This is a genomic window from Chitinolyticbacter meiyuanensis (genome assembly GCF_008033135.1).
GTDB lineage: Bacteria > Pseudomonadota > Gammaproteobacteria > Burkholderiales > Chitinibacteraceae > Chitinolyticbacter > Chitinolyticbacter meiyuanensis.
The window spans coordinates 2459799-2475532 of the sequence record NZ_CP041335.1; the positions used below are offsets into that span (position 1 = coordinate 2459799).

15 protein-coding genes are annotated in these 15734 nt (G+C 64.3%); all 15 read left to right on the plus strand.

The features are described 5' to 3' along the window. Window positions 1–7 precede the first annotated feature (7 nt). The 15 genes from FLM21_RS11700 (at window position 8) to moaC (ending at window position 15734) form a co-directional block, all read left to right on the plus strand. Complete coding sequence (locus FLM21_RS11700; RefSeq protein ID WP_148715733.1) at window positions 8–1276, plus strand: MFS transporter; 1269 nt, start codon at window positions 8–10, stop codon at window positions 1274–1276. 27 nt (window positions 1277–1303) lie between these two features. Continuing rightward, complete coding sequence (locus FLM21_RS11705; protein ID WP_148715734.1) at window positions 1304–2686, plus strand: NarK family nitrate/nitrite MFS transporter; 1383 nt, start codon at window positions 1304–1306, stop codon at window positions 2684–2686. Between the two features lie 134 nt (window positions 2687–2820). Further along, window positions 2821–6561 carry a nitrate reductase subunit alpha gene (locus tag FLM21_RS11710; protein WP_148715735.1) on the plus strand — a complete coding sequence of 1247 codons (3741 nt, stop codon included), beginning with the start codon at window positions 2821–2823 and terminating at the stop codon, window positions 6559–6561. Next, window positions 6558–8120 carry a nitrate reductase subunit beta gene (gene narH / locus FLM21_RS11715; protein ID WP_148715736.1) on the plus strand — a complete coding sequence of 521 codons (1563 nt, stop codon included), beginning with the start codon at window positions 6558–6560 and terminating at the stop codon, window positions 8118–8120. Before FLM21_RS11710 ends, narH begins: the two co-directional genes overlap by 4 nt. After that, complete coding sequence (gene narJ, locus FLM21_RS11720; protein ID WP_148715737.1) at window positions 8117–8785, plus strand: nitrate reductase molybdenum cofactor assembly chaperone; 669 nt, start codon at window positions 8117–8119, stop codon at window positions 8783–8785. Before narH ends, narJ begins: the two co-directional genes overlap by 4 nt. A gap of 84 nt (window positions 8786–8869) precedes the next feature. Continuing rightward, on the plus strand, window positions 8870–9553 hold the full coding sequence (gene narI / locus FLM21_RS11725; RefSeq protein WP_148715738.1) for a respiratory nitrate reductase subunit gamma: 684 nt from the start codon (window positions 8870–8872) through the stop codon (window positions 9551–9553). 22 nt (window positions 9554–9575) lie between these two features. Next, entirely contained in the window at window positions 9576–10319 is a 744-nt protein-coding gene (locus FLM21_RS11730; protein ID WP_148715739.1) for a peptidylprolyl isomerase, read from the plus strand. A gap of 46 nt (window positions 10320–10365) precedes the next feature. Next, window positions 10366–11100, plus strand: a complete 735-nt coding sequence (locus tag FLM21_RS11735) for a sulfite exporter TauE/SafE family protein (RefSeq protein WP_222846689.1) — start codon at window positions 10366–10368, stop codon at window positions 11098–11100. 103 nt (window positions 11101–11203) lie between these two features. Then, window positions 11204–12214: a GTP 3',8-cyclase MoaA gene (moaA, locus tag FLM21_RS11740; RefSeq protein WP_148715740.1), complete on the plus strand. Its 1011-nt coding sequence runs from the start codon at window positions 11204–11206 to the stop codon at window positions 12212–12214. A gap of 1 nt (window position 12215) precedes the next feature. Beyond that, window positions 12216–12875 carry a carbonic anhydrase gene (locus FLM21_RS11745; protein ID WP_148715741.1) on the plus strand — a complete coding sequence of 220 codons (660 nt, stop codon included), beginning with the start codon at window positions 12216–12218 and terminating at the stop codon, window positions 12873–12875. Continuing rightward, entirely contained in the window at window positions 12875–13375 is a 501-nt protein-coding gene (mobB, locus tag FLM21_RS11750) for a molybdopterin-guanine dinucleotide biosynthesis protein B (protein ID WP_222846690.1), read from the plus strand. The genes FLM21_RS11745 and mobB overlap by 1 nt, the downstream gene beginning before the upstream one ends. Beyond that, window positions 13363–14550 (plus strand): molybdopterin molybdotransferase MoeA, encoded by a 1188-nt coding sequence (locus tag FLM21_RS11755; RefSeq protein ID WP_148715742.1) that lies wholly within the window; start codon window positions 13363–13365, stop codon window positions 14548–14550. The genes mobB and FLM21_RS11755 overlap by 13 nt, the downstream gene beginning before the upstream one ends. 7 nt (window positions 14551–14557) lie before the next feature. Beyond that, window positions 14558–14812 carry a MoaD/ThiS family protein gene (locus FLM21_RS11760; RefSeq protein ID WP_148715743.1) on the plus strand — a complete coding sequence of 85 codons (255 nt, stop codon included), beginning with the start codon at window positions 14558–14560 and terminating at the stop codon, window positions 14810–14812. Further along, on the plus strand, window positions 14809–15261 hold the full coding sequence (locus FLM21_RS11765; RefSeq protein WP_148715744.1) for a molybdenum cofactor biosynthesis protein MoaE: 453 nt from the start codon (window positions 14809–14811) through the stop codon (window positions 15259–15261). The genes FLM21_RS11760 and FLM21_RS11765 overlap by 4 nt, the downstream gene beginning before the upstream one ends. Next, window positions 15261–15734, plus strand: a complete 474-nt coding sequence (moaC, locus tag FLM21_RS11770) for a cyclic pyranopterin monophosphate synthase MoaC (protein ID WP_148715745.1) — start codon at window positions 15261–15263, stop codon at window positions 15732–15734. The genes FLM21_RS11765 and moaC overlap by 1 nt, the downstream gene beginning before the upstream one ends.

Genomic DNA, 15734 nt, shown 5'->3' on the forward strand with positions numbered 1-15734 from the left:
GCATGCCATGGCCTCCGACTCCCTTCCCGCCAAAGCCATTCCGGTGCTGGTCTCCAGCACCTTTGCCTTCACCATCTGTTTTGCCGTCTGGATGATGTTTGCCGTGATCGGCATCCCGATCAAGGCACAGCTTGGGTTATCCGAAACCCAGTTCGGCCTGCTGGCCGCCATGCCGGTGCTCACCGGTTCGCTGGTGCGGGTGCCGCTGGGGCTGTGGACCGATCGCTACGGCGGCCGCATCGTGCTGTTCCTGTTGATGCTTGCCACGGTGCCGGCGATCTGGCTGATGAGCTATGCCACGGCCTACTGGCATTTCCTGGTGCTGGCGCTGTTTGTCGGTGTCGCCGGCGGTTCTTTCTCGGTGGGCACGCCCTACGTGGCGCGCTGGTTTCCCAAGCACCGCCAGGGCCTGGCCATGGGCGTGTTTGGTGCCGGCAATTCCGGTTCGGCGCTGACCAAGTTTGCGGCTCCGGCGCTGATCGCAGCGGCGGGCGGCGCCTGGATGATCGTGCCGCAAGTGTATGCGGCGGCCATGCTGCTCACAGCGGTGCTGTTCTGGCTGGGGTCGTCCTCCGATCCGGCACACAAGGTGCCGGCCACGGTGAGCCTCACCGCGCAGCTGCGCATGCTCAAGGACCCCCGTGTCTGGCGCTACTGCCAGTACTACTCGGTGGTGTTCGGCGGCTATGTCGCGCTCGCGCTGTGGATGACCAAGTACTACATCGGCGAATACGGTTTCGACATGCGCCTTGCGGCCTTGCTGGCTGCCTGCTTCTCCCTGCCCGGTGGCGTGTTGCGCGCCGTAGGAGGCTGGATCTCTGATCGCTTCGGCGCCTACAAGACCACTTGGTGGGTGATGTGGGTGTGCTGGGTCTGCTTCTTCCTGCTGAGCTATCCGCAGACGCAGTTCACCATCAGCACCGTCGAAGGTTTGCGCACCTTCCATATGGGGCTCAACCCTTGGTTGTTCACCGGCCTGCTGTTCGTCGTCGGCGTGACGACCGCGATCGGCAAGGCCTCGGTGTTCAAGTTCATTGCCGATGAGTTCCCGCAGCAGATCGGCGCGGTGTCCGGCATGGTCGGCCTCGCCGGCGGCTTGGGCGGCTTTCTGCTGCCGGTGCTGTTCGGCATCGCGCTCGATCTCACCGGCATCCGCTCCAGCGCCTTCATGCTGCTCTACGGCACCGTGTGCGTCAGTCTCGTCTGGATGCACTTCAGTTTCCGCGCCGCCCGCACCACGCAGGAACCGCAGCCCGCGCTCCGTCCCATTCCCTGACGTCCATTCCTGAACAGGAGTCCTGTCATGTCCTCGCATGTGCTCAACCGCTGGGAGCCGGAAAACGCTGCCTTCTGGCAGCAGACCGGCGCCCGCGTCGCCAACCGCAACCTGTGGATTTCGATCCCGGCGCTGATGCTGGCCTTCAGTGTCTGGATGCTATGGAGCGTGGTGGTGGTCAATCTCGACCAGGCCGGCTTCAACTTCAGCAAGAACCAACTGTTCTGGCTGACCGCGCTGCCGGCCCTGTCCGGCGCCACGCTGCGCATCTTCTATTCCTTCCTGGTGCCGGTGTTCGGCGGGCGGCGCTGGACCGCCATCTCCACGGTCAGCCTGCTGATCCCGGCGCTCGGCATGGGCTTTGCGCTGCGCGACCCGTCAACCACCTATCCCACGCTGTTGGTGCTGGCCCTCTTGTGCGGTCTCGGCGGCGGCAACTTCAGCTCCAGCATGGCCAACATCAGCTTCTTCTTTCCCAAGGCGAGGAAGGGGCTGGCCACCGGGCTCAATGCCGGCATCGGCAACCTGGGCGTGAGTGTGGTGCAGTTCCTGGTGCCGTTGGTGATCTCGGTCGGGGTGTTTGGCGCACTGGGCGGTGCTGGCCAGACCACGCAATCACCGCAGGGCGTGAGCACCGTGTGGTTGCAGAACGCGGGCTTCATCTGGGTGCCCTTCATCGTGGCGGCCACTTTGGCTGCTTGGTTCGGCATGAACGATATCGCCGATGCCAAGGCCTCGTTCGCCGAGCAGGCGGTGATCTTCAAGCGCCACCACAACTGGCTGATGTGCTGGCTGTACCTCGGCACCTTCGGCTCCTTCATCGGTTTCTCGGCGGGCCTCGCCATGCTGACCAAATCGCAGTTTCCCGAGGTCAATCCCACGCAGTACGCGTTTTTGGGCCCGCTGGTGGGGGCGCTGACCCGGCCGCTCGGAGGCTGGTTGTCGGACAAGGTGGGCGGCGGGCGCGTCACGCTGTGGACCTTCGTTGCGATGGCACTGGCGGTGATCGGCCTGATGCAGTTCCTGCCCTCGGCTGGCCAGGCGGGGCAGTTCGGCGGCTTTCTCGCGGTGTTCATCTTGCTGTTCGCGCTCACCGGCATCGGCAATGGCTCCACCTTCCGCATGATCCCGGTGATCTTCCTCACCGAGCGGCTGCGCGTGGCCGGCAAGGGTGAAGCGGCGCAGCGGCAAGCCACACTCGAGGGCAACAAGGAGGCCGCAGCGGTGCTCGGCTTCTCCGGTGCGATCGGTGCCTACGGCGGCTTTTTCATTCCCAAGAGCTTCGGCACTGCCATCGCAATCACCGGTACCCCGCACGCGGCGCTGTGGTGCTTCGTGCTGTTCTACCTCAGTTGCGTGCTGATCACCTGGTGGTGGTATGCACGCCGCCACGCCCCGATGCCGTGCTGACCGATCGGTCCTTGGCCAAACGGACTAGTCCTTGTGCAGCGCCGCCCCCGACCGATCGATGAATGTCGTGCGGCATGGCACAGGCGGAGACTGAAACCAACCCCGGCGCCTACGACCGGGACGGAGCCCACACCATGAGCCATTTTCTCGACCGCCTTCAGTTCCTCAGCCGGGTGCAGTCCACGTTCGCGGGCGGCCACGGCGCCGTCGTCAAGGAGGACCGGCGCTGGGAGGATGGCTATCGCTCGCGCTGGCAGCACGACAAGATCGTTCGCTCCACGCACGGCGTGAACTGCACCGGTTCCTGTAGCTGGAAGGTCTATGTGAAGAACGGCCTGATCACCTGGGAAACCCAGCAGACCGACTACCCGCGCACGCGGCCCGACCTGCCCAACCACGAGCCGCGCGGCTGCCCGCGTGGTGCCTCCTACAGCTGGTATGTGTATTCGGCGCAGCGGGTGAAATATCCGATGATCCGTGGCCGGTTGATCGAGATGTGGCGGGAGGCACGCCAGACCATGGACCCGATCGCCGCCTGGGCCCACATCAGCCAGAACCCGGAGCGCGCCCGTCGCTACAAGAGCGTGCGCGGGCAAGGTGGCTTCGTGCGCGCCGATTGGGATACCGCCACCGAGATCATCGCCGCCGCCAATGCCTACACCATCAAGCAATACGGCCCGGATCGCGTCGTTGGCTTCTCACCGATTCCGGCGATGAGCATGGTCAGCTACGCCGCCGGCGCGCGTTACCTCAGCCTGATCGGCGGCGCGTGCCTGAGCTTCTACGACTGGTATTGCGATCTGCCGCCGGCCAGCCCACAGATCTGGGGCGAGCAGACCGACGTGCCCGAATCGGCCGACTGGTACAACTCCACTTACCTGATGGTGTGGGGCTCGAACGTGCCGATGACGCGCACGCCCGACGCCCATTTCTATACCGAGGTGCGCTACAAGGGCACCAAGACGGTGGCCGTCTCCAGCGATTTCGGCGAGATGGTGAAGTTCGGAGACATCTGGCTTGCGCCCAAGCAGGGAACCGATGCCGCGCTGGCACTGGCCATGGGCCACGTGGTGCTCAGCGAGTTCCATCGCGACAACCCGTCGGCTTACTTCACATCCTATGTGAAGCAGTACACCGATATGCCGATGCTGGTGCAGTTGCGCAAGCAGGATGGCATCTACGTGCCCGATCATTTCCTGCGCGCCGCGCAGCTGCCCGCTGCACTCGGTGAAGCCAACAACGCCGACTGGAAGACGGTGGCGATCGATGCGGCGACCGGCGAGCTCGTGGCACCGAACGGCACCATCGGTTTTCGCTGGGGTGAGGACAAGGCGGCTACCGGCAAGGTGGGCCGCTGGAATCTGGAAAGCCGCGACGGCGGCAGCGGTCGCGAGATCGATCCGCTGTTGAGCCTGAAGGGCTCGCACGACGAGATCGTCGGCGTCGGCTTCAGTTACTTCGGCGCCGAGCACGACGAACTACTGGTGCGCAATGTCGCGGCCCGTCGCATCACGCTGGCCAATGGAACGAGCGCGCTGGTTGCCACCGTGCACGATCTGCAGCTGGCCAACTACGGTGTCGACCAGGGCCTGGGTGGCGGCAATGTCGCCACGTCCTACAGCGACGACACGCCCTATACCCCGGCGTGGCAGCAAAAGCACACGGGGGTGAAGCCCGAGCTGGTGGTGCAGGTGGCGCGCGAATTCGCGCAGAACGCGCACGACACGCACGGCAAGAGCATGGTGATCGTCGGCGCCGCGCTGAACCACTGGTACCACATGGACATGACCTACCGCGGCATCATCAACCTGTTGATGATGTGCGGCTGCGTCGGCCAGAGCGGTGGCGGCTGGGCGCACTACGTGGGCCAGGAAAAACTGCGGCCGCAGTTCGGCTGGGCGCCGCTGGCGTTCGCGCTCGATTGGGTGCGTCCGCCCCGCCAGATGAATGGCACCAGCTTCTTCTACGCCCACACCAGCCAATGGCGCCATGAAAAGCTGCATGTCGACGAGATCCTCGCGCCGACGGCCGATAAATCGCGGCTGTCGCAGATGGCGATGATCGATTTCAACGCCAAGGCCGAGCGCATGGGCTGGCTGCCCTCCGCGCCGCAACTGCAGACCAACCCGCTCGATATATGCGACGCGGCCGCTGCTGCGGGGCAGGCAGTGCCGGATTATCTTGCCGCACAGCTGAAGTCTGGTGGTGTGCAGATGAGCTGCGACGATCCGGATCACCCGAACAACTTCCCGCGCAATATGTTTGTCTGGCGCTCCAACATCCTCGGTTCCAGCGGCAAGGGCCACGAGTACTTCCTCAAATACCTCTTGGGCACGCAGAACGCGCTGTTCGATGACCCCAACGACGCGATCCGCCCCAGCGAAGTCACCTGGCGCGAGGAAGCGGCCGAGGGCAAGCTCGATCTTCTGACCGTGCTCGACTTCCGCATGAGCACCACCTGCCTCTACGGCGACATCGTGCTGCCGACGGCCACCTGGTACGAGAAGGACGATCTCAACACCAGTGACATGCACCCGTTCATCCACCCGCTCAGTGAGGCGGTGCAACCGTTGTGGGAGAGCAAGACCGACTGGGAGATCTACAAGCTCATCGCCAGGAAATTCAGCGAGATCGGCGGGCCATATCTGGGCACCCGCAAGGATGTGGTGCTGCAGCCGCTGATGCACGACACCCCGGGCGAATTGGGTCAGCCGATGATGCCGCTTGACTGGAAGAAGGGCGAGTGCGAGCTGGTTCCAGGCAAGACCGCGCCGAGCATGGTGGTGGTCGAACGCAACTACGCCGATGTCTACAAGAAGTTCACCTCGGTGGGGCCGCTGCTCGACAAGCTTGGCAACGGTGGCAAGGGCATCAACTGGGAGACCGGGCACGAGGTGCAAGAGCTCGCCGGTTTCACCAAGACGGTGACTGAGCCGGGCGTGAGCCAAGGCCGGCCGCGGCTCGACACCGCGATCGATGCCGCCGAGATGATCCTGACCTTCGCGCCCGAGACCAACGGCCATGTGGCGGTGAAGGCCTGGGAGGCGCTCTCCAAGATCACCGGTCGTGACCACACCCACCTGGCCGTCGGCCGCGAGCACGACAAGATCCGCTTCCGCGATGTGCAGGCGCAACCGCGCAAGATCATCTCCGCCCCGACCTGGTCCGGGCTGGAAAGCGAGGAAGTCAGTTACAACGCCGGCTACACCAACGTGCACGAGCTGATTCCCTGGCGCACGCTCACCGGTCGCCAGCAGTTCTACCAGGATCACCGCTGGATGCTCGATTTCGGCGAAGGCTTCTGCGTCTACAAGCCGGCGATCGACACCAAGACGGTGGCGCCGATGCTGGGCAAGGCGCCCAACGGCAACCACGAGCTGGTGCTCAACTGGATCACCCCCCACCAGAAGTGGGGCATACACAGCACCTATTCGGACAACCTGAGGATGCTCACGCTGTCGCGCGGCGGCCCGCATGTGTGGATCTCCGAAGCCGAGGCCAAGCAGGCCGGCATCGTCGACAACGACTGGGTCGAGGTGTTCAACAGCAACGGCACACTGACCGCCCGCGTGGTGGTCAGCCAGCGGGTGCCGCAGGGCATGTGTCTGATGTACCACGCCCAGGAAAAGATCGTGAACGTGCCCGGCGCGGAAATGAGCGGCAAGCGCGGCGGCATCCACAACTCGGTGACCCGCGCCGTGCTCAAGCCCACCCACATGATCGGCGGCTACGCGCAGCAGGCCTACGGCTTCAACTACTACGGCACCGTGGGCAGCAACCGCGACGAGTTCGTGGTGCTGCGCAAGATGAAGAAAGTGGATTGGCTGGAAGGGCCACACACCGAAGAACAGGCAGCAGAAGGAGTGGCCAAATGAAGATCCGCGCCCAGGTCGGCATGGTGCTGAACCTCGACAAATGCATCGGGTGCCACACCTGTTCGGTCACCTGCAAGAACGTCTGGACCAGCCGCGACGGTGTCGAGTACGCCTGGTTCAACAATGTGGAAACCAAGCCCGGCATCGGTTACCCGAAGGAATGGGAGAATCAGGACAAATGGCAGGGCGGCTGGGTAAGGGATGCGCGTGGCAAGCTGGTGCCGCGCCAGGGCGGCCGGCTGAAGATCCTGGCCAACCTGTTCGCCAATCCCAACCTGCCGGCGATCGACGACTACTACGAGCCGTTCACCTTCGACTACGAGCACCTGCAGCACGCACCGCTCTCCGAAACGCCGCCGACGGCGCGGCCAGTGTCGGTGCTCACCGGCAAGAAAATGGACAAGATCGAATGGGGCCCGAACTGGGAGGACGACCTCGGCGGCGAATTCAGCTCGCGCAGCCGCGATGCGCTGTTCGAAGGGGTGCAGAAGGAGATGTACAGCACCTTCGAGAACACCTTCATGATGTATCTGCCCCGCTTGTGCGAGCACTGCCTGAACCCGGCCTGTGTCGCATCATGCCCCTCGGGCTCGATCTACAAGCGCGAGGACGACGGCATCGTGCTAGTGGACCAGGACAAGTGCCGCGGCTGGCGCATGTGCATCTCGGGCTGTCCGTACAAGAAGATCTATTTCAACTGGCAGAGCGGCAAGGCCGAGAAGTGCACCTTCTGCTTCCCGCGGATCGAGGCGGGCCAGCCCACCGTGTGTTCGGAAACCTGCGTGGGCCGCATCCGCTACCTCGGCGTGCTGCTGTACGACGCCGACCAGATTGATGCCGCCGCCTCGGTGGCGAACGAGCAGGATCTGTACGAGGCGCAGCTGACCTGTTTCCTCGATCCGCATTCGCCCGAGGTGCTGGCCGAGGCACGCAAGCAGGGCATTCCGGAAAGCTGGCTGCAGGCCGCGCAGAAATCGCCGGTGTACAAGATGGCAATGGAGTGGAAGGTGGCGTTCCCGCTGCATCCCGAGTACCGCACGCTGCCGATGGTCTGGTACATCCCGCCGCTGTCGCCGATCCAGTCGGCTGCACAGAACCGGCAGATGCCGCACACGGTGGTTGGCGACACCATCATCCCCGATGTGAAGAGCCTGCGCATTCCTGTGCGCTACCTCGCCAACCTGCTCACCGCCGGCAAGGAGAAACCGGTGATCGAGGCGCTGGAACGGATGATTGCGATGCGTGCCTACAAGCGCAGCGAGGTAGTACACGGCAAGGGTGACGAGACGCTGATCGCACCGCTGGGGCTGGATGCGGCCACGGTCGAGGACATGTACCAGATCATGGCCATCGCCAACTACGAGGATCGCTTCGTGATCCCGTCCAGCCACAAGGAACTGGTCGAGGACAGCTTCAATGACAAGGGCAGCTGTGGCTTCACCTTCGGCAATGGCTGCTCCGGCGGCACCTCGGAAGGCGGGCTGTTCGGCAAGAAGCAGCAAGGCAGCGTGATCTATGTGCACATGCCCAAGTCACGCAAGGCGAAGGAGGGCGTATGAACATCACCTATCGCGTGCTGTCCGCGCTGCTGAGCTACCCGAGCACGGAATTGCGGGCGGCCGTCGACGAGCTCGATGCCGCGCTGGCACTCCACCCGGACACCCATGTCACGCTGTGGCCGCTGCTCGATTTCCTGCGCGGCAACAACCTGATCGCGCTGCAGGAAAACTACGTGGCCACCTTCGATCGCAACCCGGCGCACGCCCTGCACCTGTTCGAGCACCTGCATGGCGAAAGTCGCGATCGCGGCGAGGCCATGGTCGACCTGCTGCACGAATATCAGAACCGTGGCTTCGAGCCGCGCAGCGAGCTGGGGGAACTTCCCGACTACCTGCCGTTGTTCCTGGAATTCCTCGGCCAGCTGTCGCCCGAGGATGCTCAATTGCTGCTGAACGATGCCATCCATGTGATCGCCGCCATCGGCGAGCGGCTGACCGGGTGCAGCAGCCCGTATGCCGCCGTGTTCACAGTGCTGCGCCAGCTGGCCACGGTCGCTCCCAAGCCGCTGCGCGAGCCGCCGGTGCGCGACATGGATGAACTGCTGGAAACCTTCGGCCCCGCGCCGGATGGCACGGAGCCGTTGCTCAAACCGCAGCCCGGCGGCATCCAGACCGTGCGTTTCTATCCCCAAGGGGTGAAAGGTGCCGCCGCCACGCGCCCGTGATCTGCGCGCCGGGCCACTGCTTGGCCGCAATTCGCGCACGCCCGCCATCCACCTTCACCCGTTACTCCCGCCAGGAGCCCCGACATGAGCTACCTTCACTCGTTCGTTTTCGGCATCTACCCGTATATCGCGCTGGCGATCTTTCTCTTGGGCAGCCTCGCACGCTTCGAGCGCGAGCAGTACACCTGGAAGACCGACAGCTCGCAGCTGCTGCACCGCGGCCGGTTGCGGTTGGGCAACATCCTGTTCCATGTCGGCATCCTCGGGCTGCTCTTCGGCCATGCCGTGGGCCTGCTCACGCCGGTGGCAGTGTGGGATGCGCTGGGCGTCACGCACAGCTTCAAGCAGATGGTGGCCATGGTCGCCGGTGGCGTCATGGGCGGCATCTGTCTGACCGGCCTGGCCATCCTGCTGCATCGCCGGCTGAGCGATGCACGGCTGCGTGCGGTCACCCGCCCCGGTGACAAGGTGTTGCTGCTGTGGATCCTGATCACGCTGCTGCTGGGGCTGTCGACCATCTTCGTCTCGGCCCAGCATCGCGACGGCCACGAGATGGTGCTGTTGATGAGCTGGGCCCAGCACATCGTCACCTTGCGCGCCGGGGCGGCCGATTTCATCAGCGGCGCGCACTGGCTGTTCAAGGCGCACCTCTTCATGGGGATGACACTGTTCGTGATCTTCCCGTTCACCCGACTGGTCCATGTCTGGAGTGGCTTCGCTTCGGTCACCTACCTGGGGCGGGCCTGGCAGTTGGTGCGTCCGCGCTGAAATCATCGAAAAGGGAAAGGCCATGCCCATCGTCGTCAACGACCATGAACTGAGCGATGACGAAGTCGCGCTCGAACTGCCATCGCATCAGGGCGTACCGCAGCCGCTACGGCAGGCCACGCTGGCGGTGATCCTGCGCCACCTGCTGCACGGCGAAGCGGAGCACCTCGGCCTGTACGCGCCCGATGAAGATGGATTGATCGCCGCTTTGCTGGCACGTGAGGTAGTGGTGCCGCAGCCCGACCGCGACAGCTGTCTGCGCCATTACCAGCAGCACCCGGCGCGCTATACCGTCGGCGAGCTGGTCGAGGCTGATCACATCCTGTTTCAGTTCACGCCGCGCGTGCCCTTGGCGGCACTACGCGAATTCGCCGAAGCCACGCTGGCCGAACTGCTGGCCGAGCCCGAACGCTTTGCCGCATTGGCGGCCGAGCGTTCCAACTGCCCGTCGGCGGCACAGGGCGGCGCGCTGGGCCAGCTCGGTCGCGGGCAGACGGTGCCGGAGTTCGAGCGCGTGCTGTTCAGTGCAGCGCCCGGCATCGTGCCGCGGCTGATCGAAACGCGCTTTGGCCTGCATATCGTGCGCGTCCGTCACCATATTGCCGGGCGGCTGCGGCTGTTCGACGAGGTCGAGGCCGAGATCGCTGGCGTGCTGCACGCCTGTAGCGTCGATACCGCCACGCGGCAATATCTGAAGCTGCTGGCCGGCCGTGCCCGCATCAGCGGCATCGAGCTTGGTGAGATTGATACTCCGTTGGTGCAATGAGTGCGGCCCGGCTCCTACAAATAAACTTAGCCGCAAGGAGATAGACGTGGATGTCGCGCCACTGGCGATGCTCTTGCTCATCGCGGCGACGCTCTACGCTGCCGTCGGCCATGGCGGCGCCTCTGCCTACCTGGCCGTCATGGCGCTTGCGGGTATTCCACCGGCCGTGATGAAGCCGAGCGCACTTGCACTGAATCTGGTTGTGGCAGCGATCGCTTTGTTTCGGTTTTATCGGGCAGGCAGTTTCCGCTGGACGCTTTTTTGGCCTCTCGTATTTTTATCGATACCCTGCGCTTATCTGGGTGGGCGTTGGCAGTTGCCAGCAACGCTCTACAAGCCAGTACTGGGCGTAATGCTGTTGTACGCCGGTGCGCAGATTGCGTGGCAGGCCAAGAGCGTTGAACAGCGGCCATTGAGAGACGCCAGTCGGCCGGGACTATTGGGGTTCGGTGCAATGCTCGGCGGGCTGTCCGGTTTGACTGGCGTGGGTGGCGGGATATTCCTCAGCCCCCTGCTCTACTGGCTACGCTGGGCAGCACCACGCACCATTGCGGCCACTTCTGCTGCGTTCATCTGGATGAACTCTGCTGCTGGACTACTCGGCGTGTATCACATTGGACAGCTGGCATTGCCAGCAGGTTGGCCACTTTGGGCAGTATGCGTCGCACTGGGTGGCTGGCTCGGAGCGGGACTGGGCAGCTGTCGACTGGCAGTGCCACAACTGCAATGGGCGCTGGCGCTGGTGCTGGTGATCGCGGGAGGCAAGCTATTGTTGAGCTGAGTCGTTGTGCGAGGCTCTAGCTCCATTGACCTAGTTCTTGGGGCGAATGGTGGTTGTGGCAGTCGCGCACGACAATGTCAGCAAGAGAGGGGAATCCTGACCCATGCAGCCCGATACTTGCTACCCGCTCACTACTGATTCTCTGGTCGACACCTTCGGTCGTCGCATCGATTACTTGCGCGTCTCGGTCACTGATCGTTGCGACTTGCGTTGCACCTACTGCATGCCCAAGGGCTTCAACGGCTTCGAGGAGCCAGCCAACTGGCTGAGTCACGCCGAAATGCACCGCTTGGTTTCGCTGTTCGTTTGCCTCGGCGTGGGCAAGATTCGCCTAACTGGAGGAGAACCGCTGTTACGCCACGGCATTGCGGAACTCGCCGGTGCCATTGCGGCTACACCGGGTGTGCGTGATCTATCCCTCTCAAGCAACGGCACACAACTGGCACGGCACGCTCGGGCCTTGTACACGGCTGGCGTACAACGGCTCAACATCAGCCTTGATAGCCTGGACGCCGACTGCATGGCCCGTGTAACAGGGCGCGATTGCTTGGCTGATGTTCTCGCAGGCCTACGCGCAGCCAAGGCAGCAGGTTTTGCGCCGATCAAGCTCAACATGGTCGTACAACGTGGGGTAAATGATCATGAGCTCCATAGAATGGTGCAGTTTGCCGTTGCCGAAGGTTATGTCCTGCGACTGATCGAACCCATGCCTATGGGCGAAACAGGGCGTGAGGCCGTGGGCATCGACTTGAACCGCCTTGGCCAGCAGTTGGCCCATACATACGGGCTGATCCCCGAAATAAAGGGTCAGGGTGCGGGTCCCGCACGTTACTGGCGCACCAGCGACAGCAGCATGAGCCTCGGCATCATTACCCCGATGTCGCAACACTTCTGCGCCTCCTGTAACCGTGTGCGGCTTACCGTCGATGGCACGCTCTACTTGTGCCTGGGACAGGAGTTCCAAGTCCCGCTCGGCGCGATGTTGCGCGACGGTGCCGACGATATCGCGTTGCTGGATGCTATCCGCGCAGGCATCGCTGCGAAGCCCGAACGCCACGAGTTCACGGAGCAGCCGGCCAAGATCGTGCGCTTCATGTCGCAGACGGGAGGCTGAGATGCATGTGCTCGAACGCTTCATTGACGGCTTTCAGCGCTTCCAGCTCCAGTATTTTGCGGACAGTCCTCAACTGTATCGTGAGCTGCAGGCCGGCCAGCACCCCAGCACCCTGCTGATCGGCTGCTGCGACTCACGGGTAGACCCGGCGCTGCTGCTGGGTTGCGATCCCGGCGATATCTTCACTGTCCGCAACGTGGCTAACCTGGTGCCGCCGTGTGATCCCAAACAACACTTCGCTGGCGTGACTTCGGCCGTCCAGTTCGCTGTCCAGCAGCTGGAGGTGGCACGCATCATCGTCATGGGGCACGCCCAGTGCGGCGGGATCCGGGCGCTGGTCGAGCAGCGATATAGCGGCGCGGCCCCGATGGACTATATCGGTCGCTGGATCCGCATCGCCGAGCCGGCGCGCGAACGGGTGTTCCGCCAGTTACCTTTGGCGAGCGATGCCGAGCGCCAGCGTGCCTGCGAGCTCGCCGCCATCCTGGTGTCGCTGCACAATCTTGAGAGCTATCCGTGGATCGCTGAACGTGTTGTGGATGGCCGCTTGACGCTACATGGCTGGTATTTCGATCTCTACGCCGGTGCACTGCTTGGCTGGTCGCCACGGGCCGATGCCTTCCTGCCGCTGGTGTGCCCGCTGATTCCGGAGACAGCCTGATGCGCGCCTTCGGCATCGCGGGCTGGTCCGGCTCTGGCAAGACCACGCTGCTCGCAGCGCTGATTGCCGAGTACGCCCGCCGCGGCATCACGGTCAACGCCATCAAGCATTCGCATCACGATATCCCGCTGGAGCCGCCACACAAGGACAGCGCCCGCCTGCGCGCGGCTGGCGCGGGCGAGGTGGCCGTCGTGTCGCCGTATCGCTTTGCCATCGTCCACGAGCTGCGTGCTGCACCGGAGCCGACGCTGGCCGAGCTGCTGGCGCGCCTCGCCCCGGCCGAGTTAACCCTGCTTGAGAGCTACAAGCATGCCCGGTGCCCGAAGCTCGAGGTCTGGCGGGCCGCCACCGGCCATCCTATGCTCTGGCCCAACGACCCGAGCATCATCGCCATCGCCAGTGACAACGCGCCTGCAACCGCGCTGCCGTGCTTCGGTCTGACCGATATTGCCGCCCTGGCCGACTTCATCCTGCTCTCCGCCGCCCCATGCTCTCCGTAGAACTCGCCCTCGAACAACTGACCGCCGCCGCCCGCCGCATCACCGAATCAGAACACCTGCCTCCGAGCGCCGCACTGGGCCGGGTGCTGGCACACGATGTGATCTCGCCGCTGGCCGTGCCGGGATTCGACAACAGCGCCATGGATGGCTATGCACTCAATGTGCCGGACTTCGCCGCGCCACCGGCGAGCTACACCGTCACCCAGCGCATTGCCGCCGGCGAGGTCGGAGCGCCGCTGCCGGCGGGTGAAGCGGCGCGCATCTTCACCGGCGCGGCGATCCCGCCTGGCGCCAACGCGGTGGTGATGCAGGAAGACTGCACGATGGCAGCAGATACCCTCAGCGTGGCTGGCACGATCAAGCCGGGCCAGCATATTCGCCGCGTCGGCGAGGACGTGGCGCAAGACAGCATTGTGGTCGCGGCCGGCACCCGGCTCGGTGCCACGCATCTGGGCCTGGTCGCCTCGATCGGCATCGCCCGGGTCGATGTGCTGCGGCCGTTGCGGGTGGCTTTGCTGTGCACCGGCAACGAGCTGGTCGAGCCCGGCCAGCCGCTGGGCCCCGGCCAGATCTACAACTCCAACCGCTACCTGCTGGTGCACCTGCTACAGGCGCTGGGCTGCAGAGTGACCGACTACGGCATTGTCGCCGACGAGCGCGGGCTGACCACCCGCGTGCTGCGTGAGGCCGCCGAGGCACACGACGTGGTGCTCAGCACCGGTGGCGTGTCGGTCGGCGAGGAAGACCACGTGCGTGCGGCGCTGGAAACCAACGCCTGGCTGGCGATGTGGAAGATCGCCATCAAGCCCGGCAAGCCGTTCGCCTTCGGCCGGGTCGGCGAGGCCGACTTCATCGGCCTGCCAGGCAATCCGGTCTCCACCTTCGTTACCTTCGTGCTGCTGGTGCGCCCGTTCCTGCTGGCGCGGCTCGGCGTGAGCGAGACGCTGCCGCATCTGTGGCTGCCGGCGCGGTTCGAGCGGCGCACGCCTGCCGCACGGCGCGAATACTTACGCGTGCGCATCGAGCACGGCCACGCAGTGGCTTATCCTAACCAGAGCTCGGGAGTGCTCACTTCGGCAGCATGGGCGGATGCACTCGCCATCGTTCCCGAAGGCCTAACAATCGAGGAAGGCGACCCGGTGCGCATCCTGCCGCTGGCACTTCTGACGCAATGAGGCGCCGATGAAAACACTGCATCTGGTTTACTTCGCCCGGCTGCGCGAAGCCTTTGCCCGTAGCAGCGAAACGCTGAGTACCGATGCGGCCACCGGCGCCGAGCTGGTAGCTGAGCTGGCTGGTCGCGGCGGCGCATGGGCAGACGAATTGGGTGGCGCGCGGGTGTTCCGCCTCGCGATCAATCAGGACATGGCACGGCTGGACGATGTGCTGCCTGATGGCGCCGAAGTGGCGCTCTTCCCCCCGGTGACCGGCGGATGAGCCGTATCCGTATCGTCGTCGGGCCGGACGATTTCGACCTGAGTCGCGAATGCGCGGCACTCATCCAGCACGATATCGAGAGCGGCGCTGTCGCCGCCTTCGTCGGCCGGGTGCGTGATTTCGGCCCCGACTCGGTGATGACGCTGGAACACTATCCGGGCATGACCGAGAAAGCGCTCGCCGCCATCGTCGATGCCGCCTCCGCACGCTGGCCGCTTTCGGCAGTGACGGTGATCCACCGCGTCGGCCCGCTCGCAGCCGGCGCGCAGATCGTGCTGGTGCTCACCGCGAGCCGACACCGCAGGGCGGCATACGACGCAAATGCCTATATCATGGACTACCTGAAAACAGAGGCACCGTTCTGGAAGCTGGAGGAAACCGGCGCAGCGCGGACGTGGGTCGAGGCCAAGGCCAAAGACAACGTCGAGCGGCAACGCTGGGATTCGTGATGAACGAGCTCACTCACTTCAATGCGGCGGGTCACGCGCATATGGTCGATGTCGGTGCCAAGGCAGAAACCGCGCGCATCGCCGTCGCCAGCGGCCATATCCGCATGCAGCCCACCACGCTGGAGCTGATCGCCAGCGGTGGCCACAAGAAGGGGGACGTGCTCGGTATCGCCCGCATCGCCGCCATCATGGCCGTCAAGAAGACCGCGGACCTGATCCCGCTATGCCATCCGATCCCGCTGACCCGCGTCACCGTCGATTTCGCACTCGATCTTGCCGGCAGCAGCATGCAATGCACGGTGAGCGCCGAGACGGTGGGCCGCACCGGCGTGGAGATGGAGGCGCTGACGGCAGTGAATGTCGCGCTGCTCACCGTCTACGACATGTGCAAGGCGGTTGATCGCGGCATGACCATCACCGACGTGCGCCTCCTGGAAAAGCATGGCGGCAAGTCCGGCAGCTGGCAGGCCTAG

What these genes read in the sequence shown, in the direction of transcription:
- FLM21_RS11700 (WP_148715733.1), top strand. Translation starts at nt 8, where the DNA reads ATGGCCTCCGACTCCCTTCCCGCCAAAGCCATTCCGGTGCTGGTCTCC.
- FLM21_RS11705 (WP_148715734.1), top strand. Translation starts at nt 1,304, where the DNA reads ATGTCCTCGCATGTGCTCAACCGCTGGGAGCCGGAAAACGCTGCCTTC.
- FLM21_RS11710 (WP_148715735.1), top strand. Translation starts at nt 2,821, where the DNA reads ATGAGCCATTTTCTCGACCGCCTTCAGTTCCTCAGCCGGGTGCAGTCC.
- narH (WP_148715736.1), top strand. Translation starts at nt 6,558, where the DNA reads ATGAAGATCCGCGCCCAGGTCGGCATGGTGCTGAACCTCGACAAATGC.
- narJ (WP_148715737.1), top strand. Translation starts at nt 8,117, where the DNA reads ATGAACATCACCTATCGCGTGCTGTCCGCGCTGCTGAGCTACCCGAGC.
- narI (WP_148715738.1), top strand. Translation starts at nt 8,870, where the DNA reads ATGAGCTACCTTCACTCGTTCGTTTTCGGCATCTACCCGTATATCGCG.
- FLM21_RS11730 (WP_148715739.1), top strand. Translation starts at nt 9,576, where the DNA reads ATGCCCATCGTCGTCAACGACCATGAACTGAGCGATGACGAAGTCGCG.
- moaA (WP_148715740.1), top strand. Translation starts at nt 11,204, where the DNA reads ATGCAGCCCGATACTTGCTACCCGCTCACTACTGATTCTCTGGTCGAC.
- FLM21_RS11745 (WP_148715741.1), top strand. Translation starts at nt 12,216, where the DNA reads ATGCATGTGCTCGAACGCTTCATTGACGGCTTTCAGCGCTTCCAGCTC.
- mobB (WP_222846690.1), top strand. Translation starts at nt 12,875, where the DNA reads ATGCGCGCCTTCGGCATCGCGGGCTGGTCCGGCTCTGGCAAGACCACG.
- FLM21_RS11755 (WP_148715742.1), top strand. Translation starts at nt 13,363, where the DNA reads ATGCTCTCCGTAGAACTCGCCCTCGAACAACTGACCGCCGCCGCCCGC.
- FLM21_RS11760 (WP_148715743.1), top strand. Translation starts at nt 14,558, where the DNA reads ATGAAAACACTGCATCTGGTTTACTTCGCCCGGCTGCGCGAAGCCTTT.
- FLM21_RS11765 (WP_148715744.1), top strand. Translation starts at nt 14,809, where the DNA reads ATGAGCCGTATCCGTATCGTCGTCGGGCCGGACGATTTCGACCTGAGT.
- moaC (WP_148715745.1), top strand. Translation starts at nt 15,261, where the DNA reads ATGAACGAGCTCACTCACTTCAATGCGGCGGGTCACGCGCATATGGTC.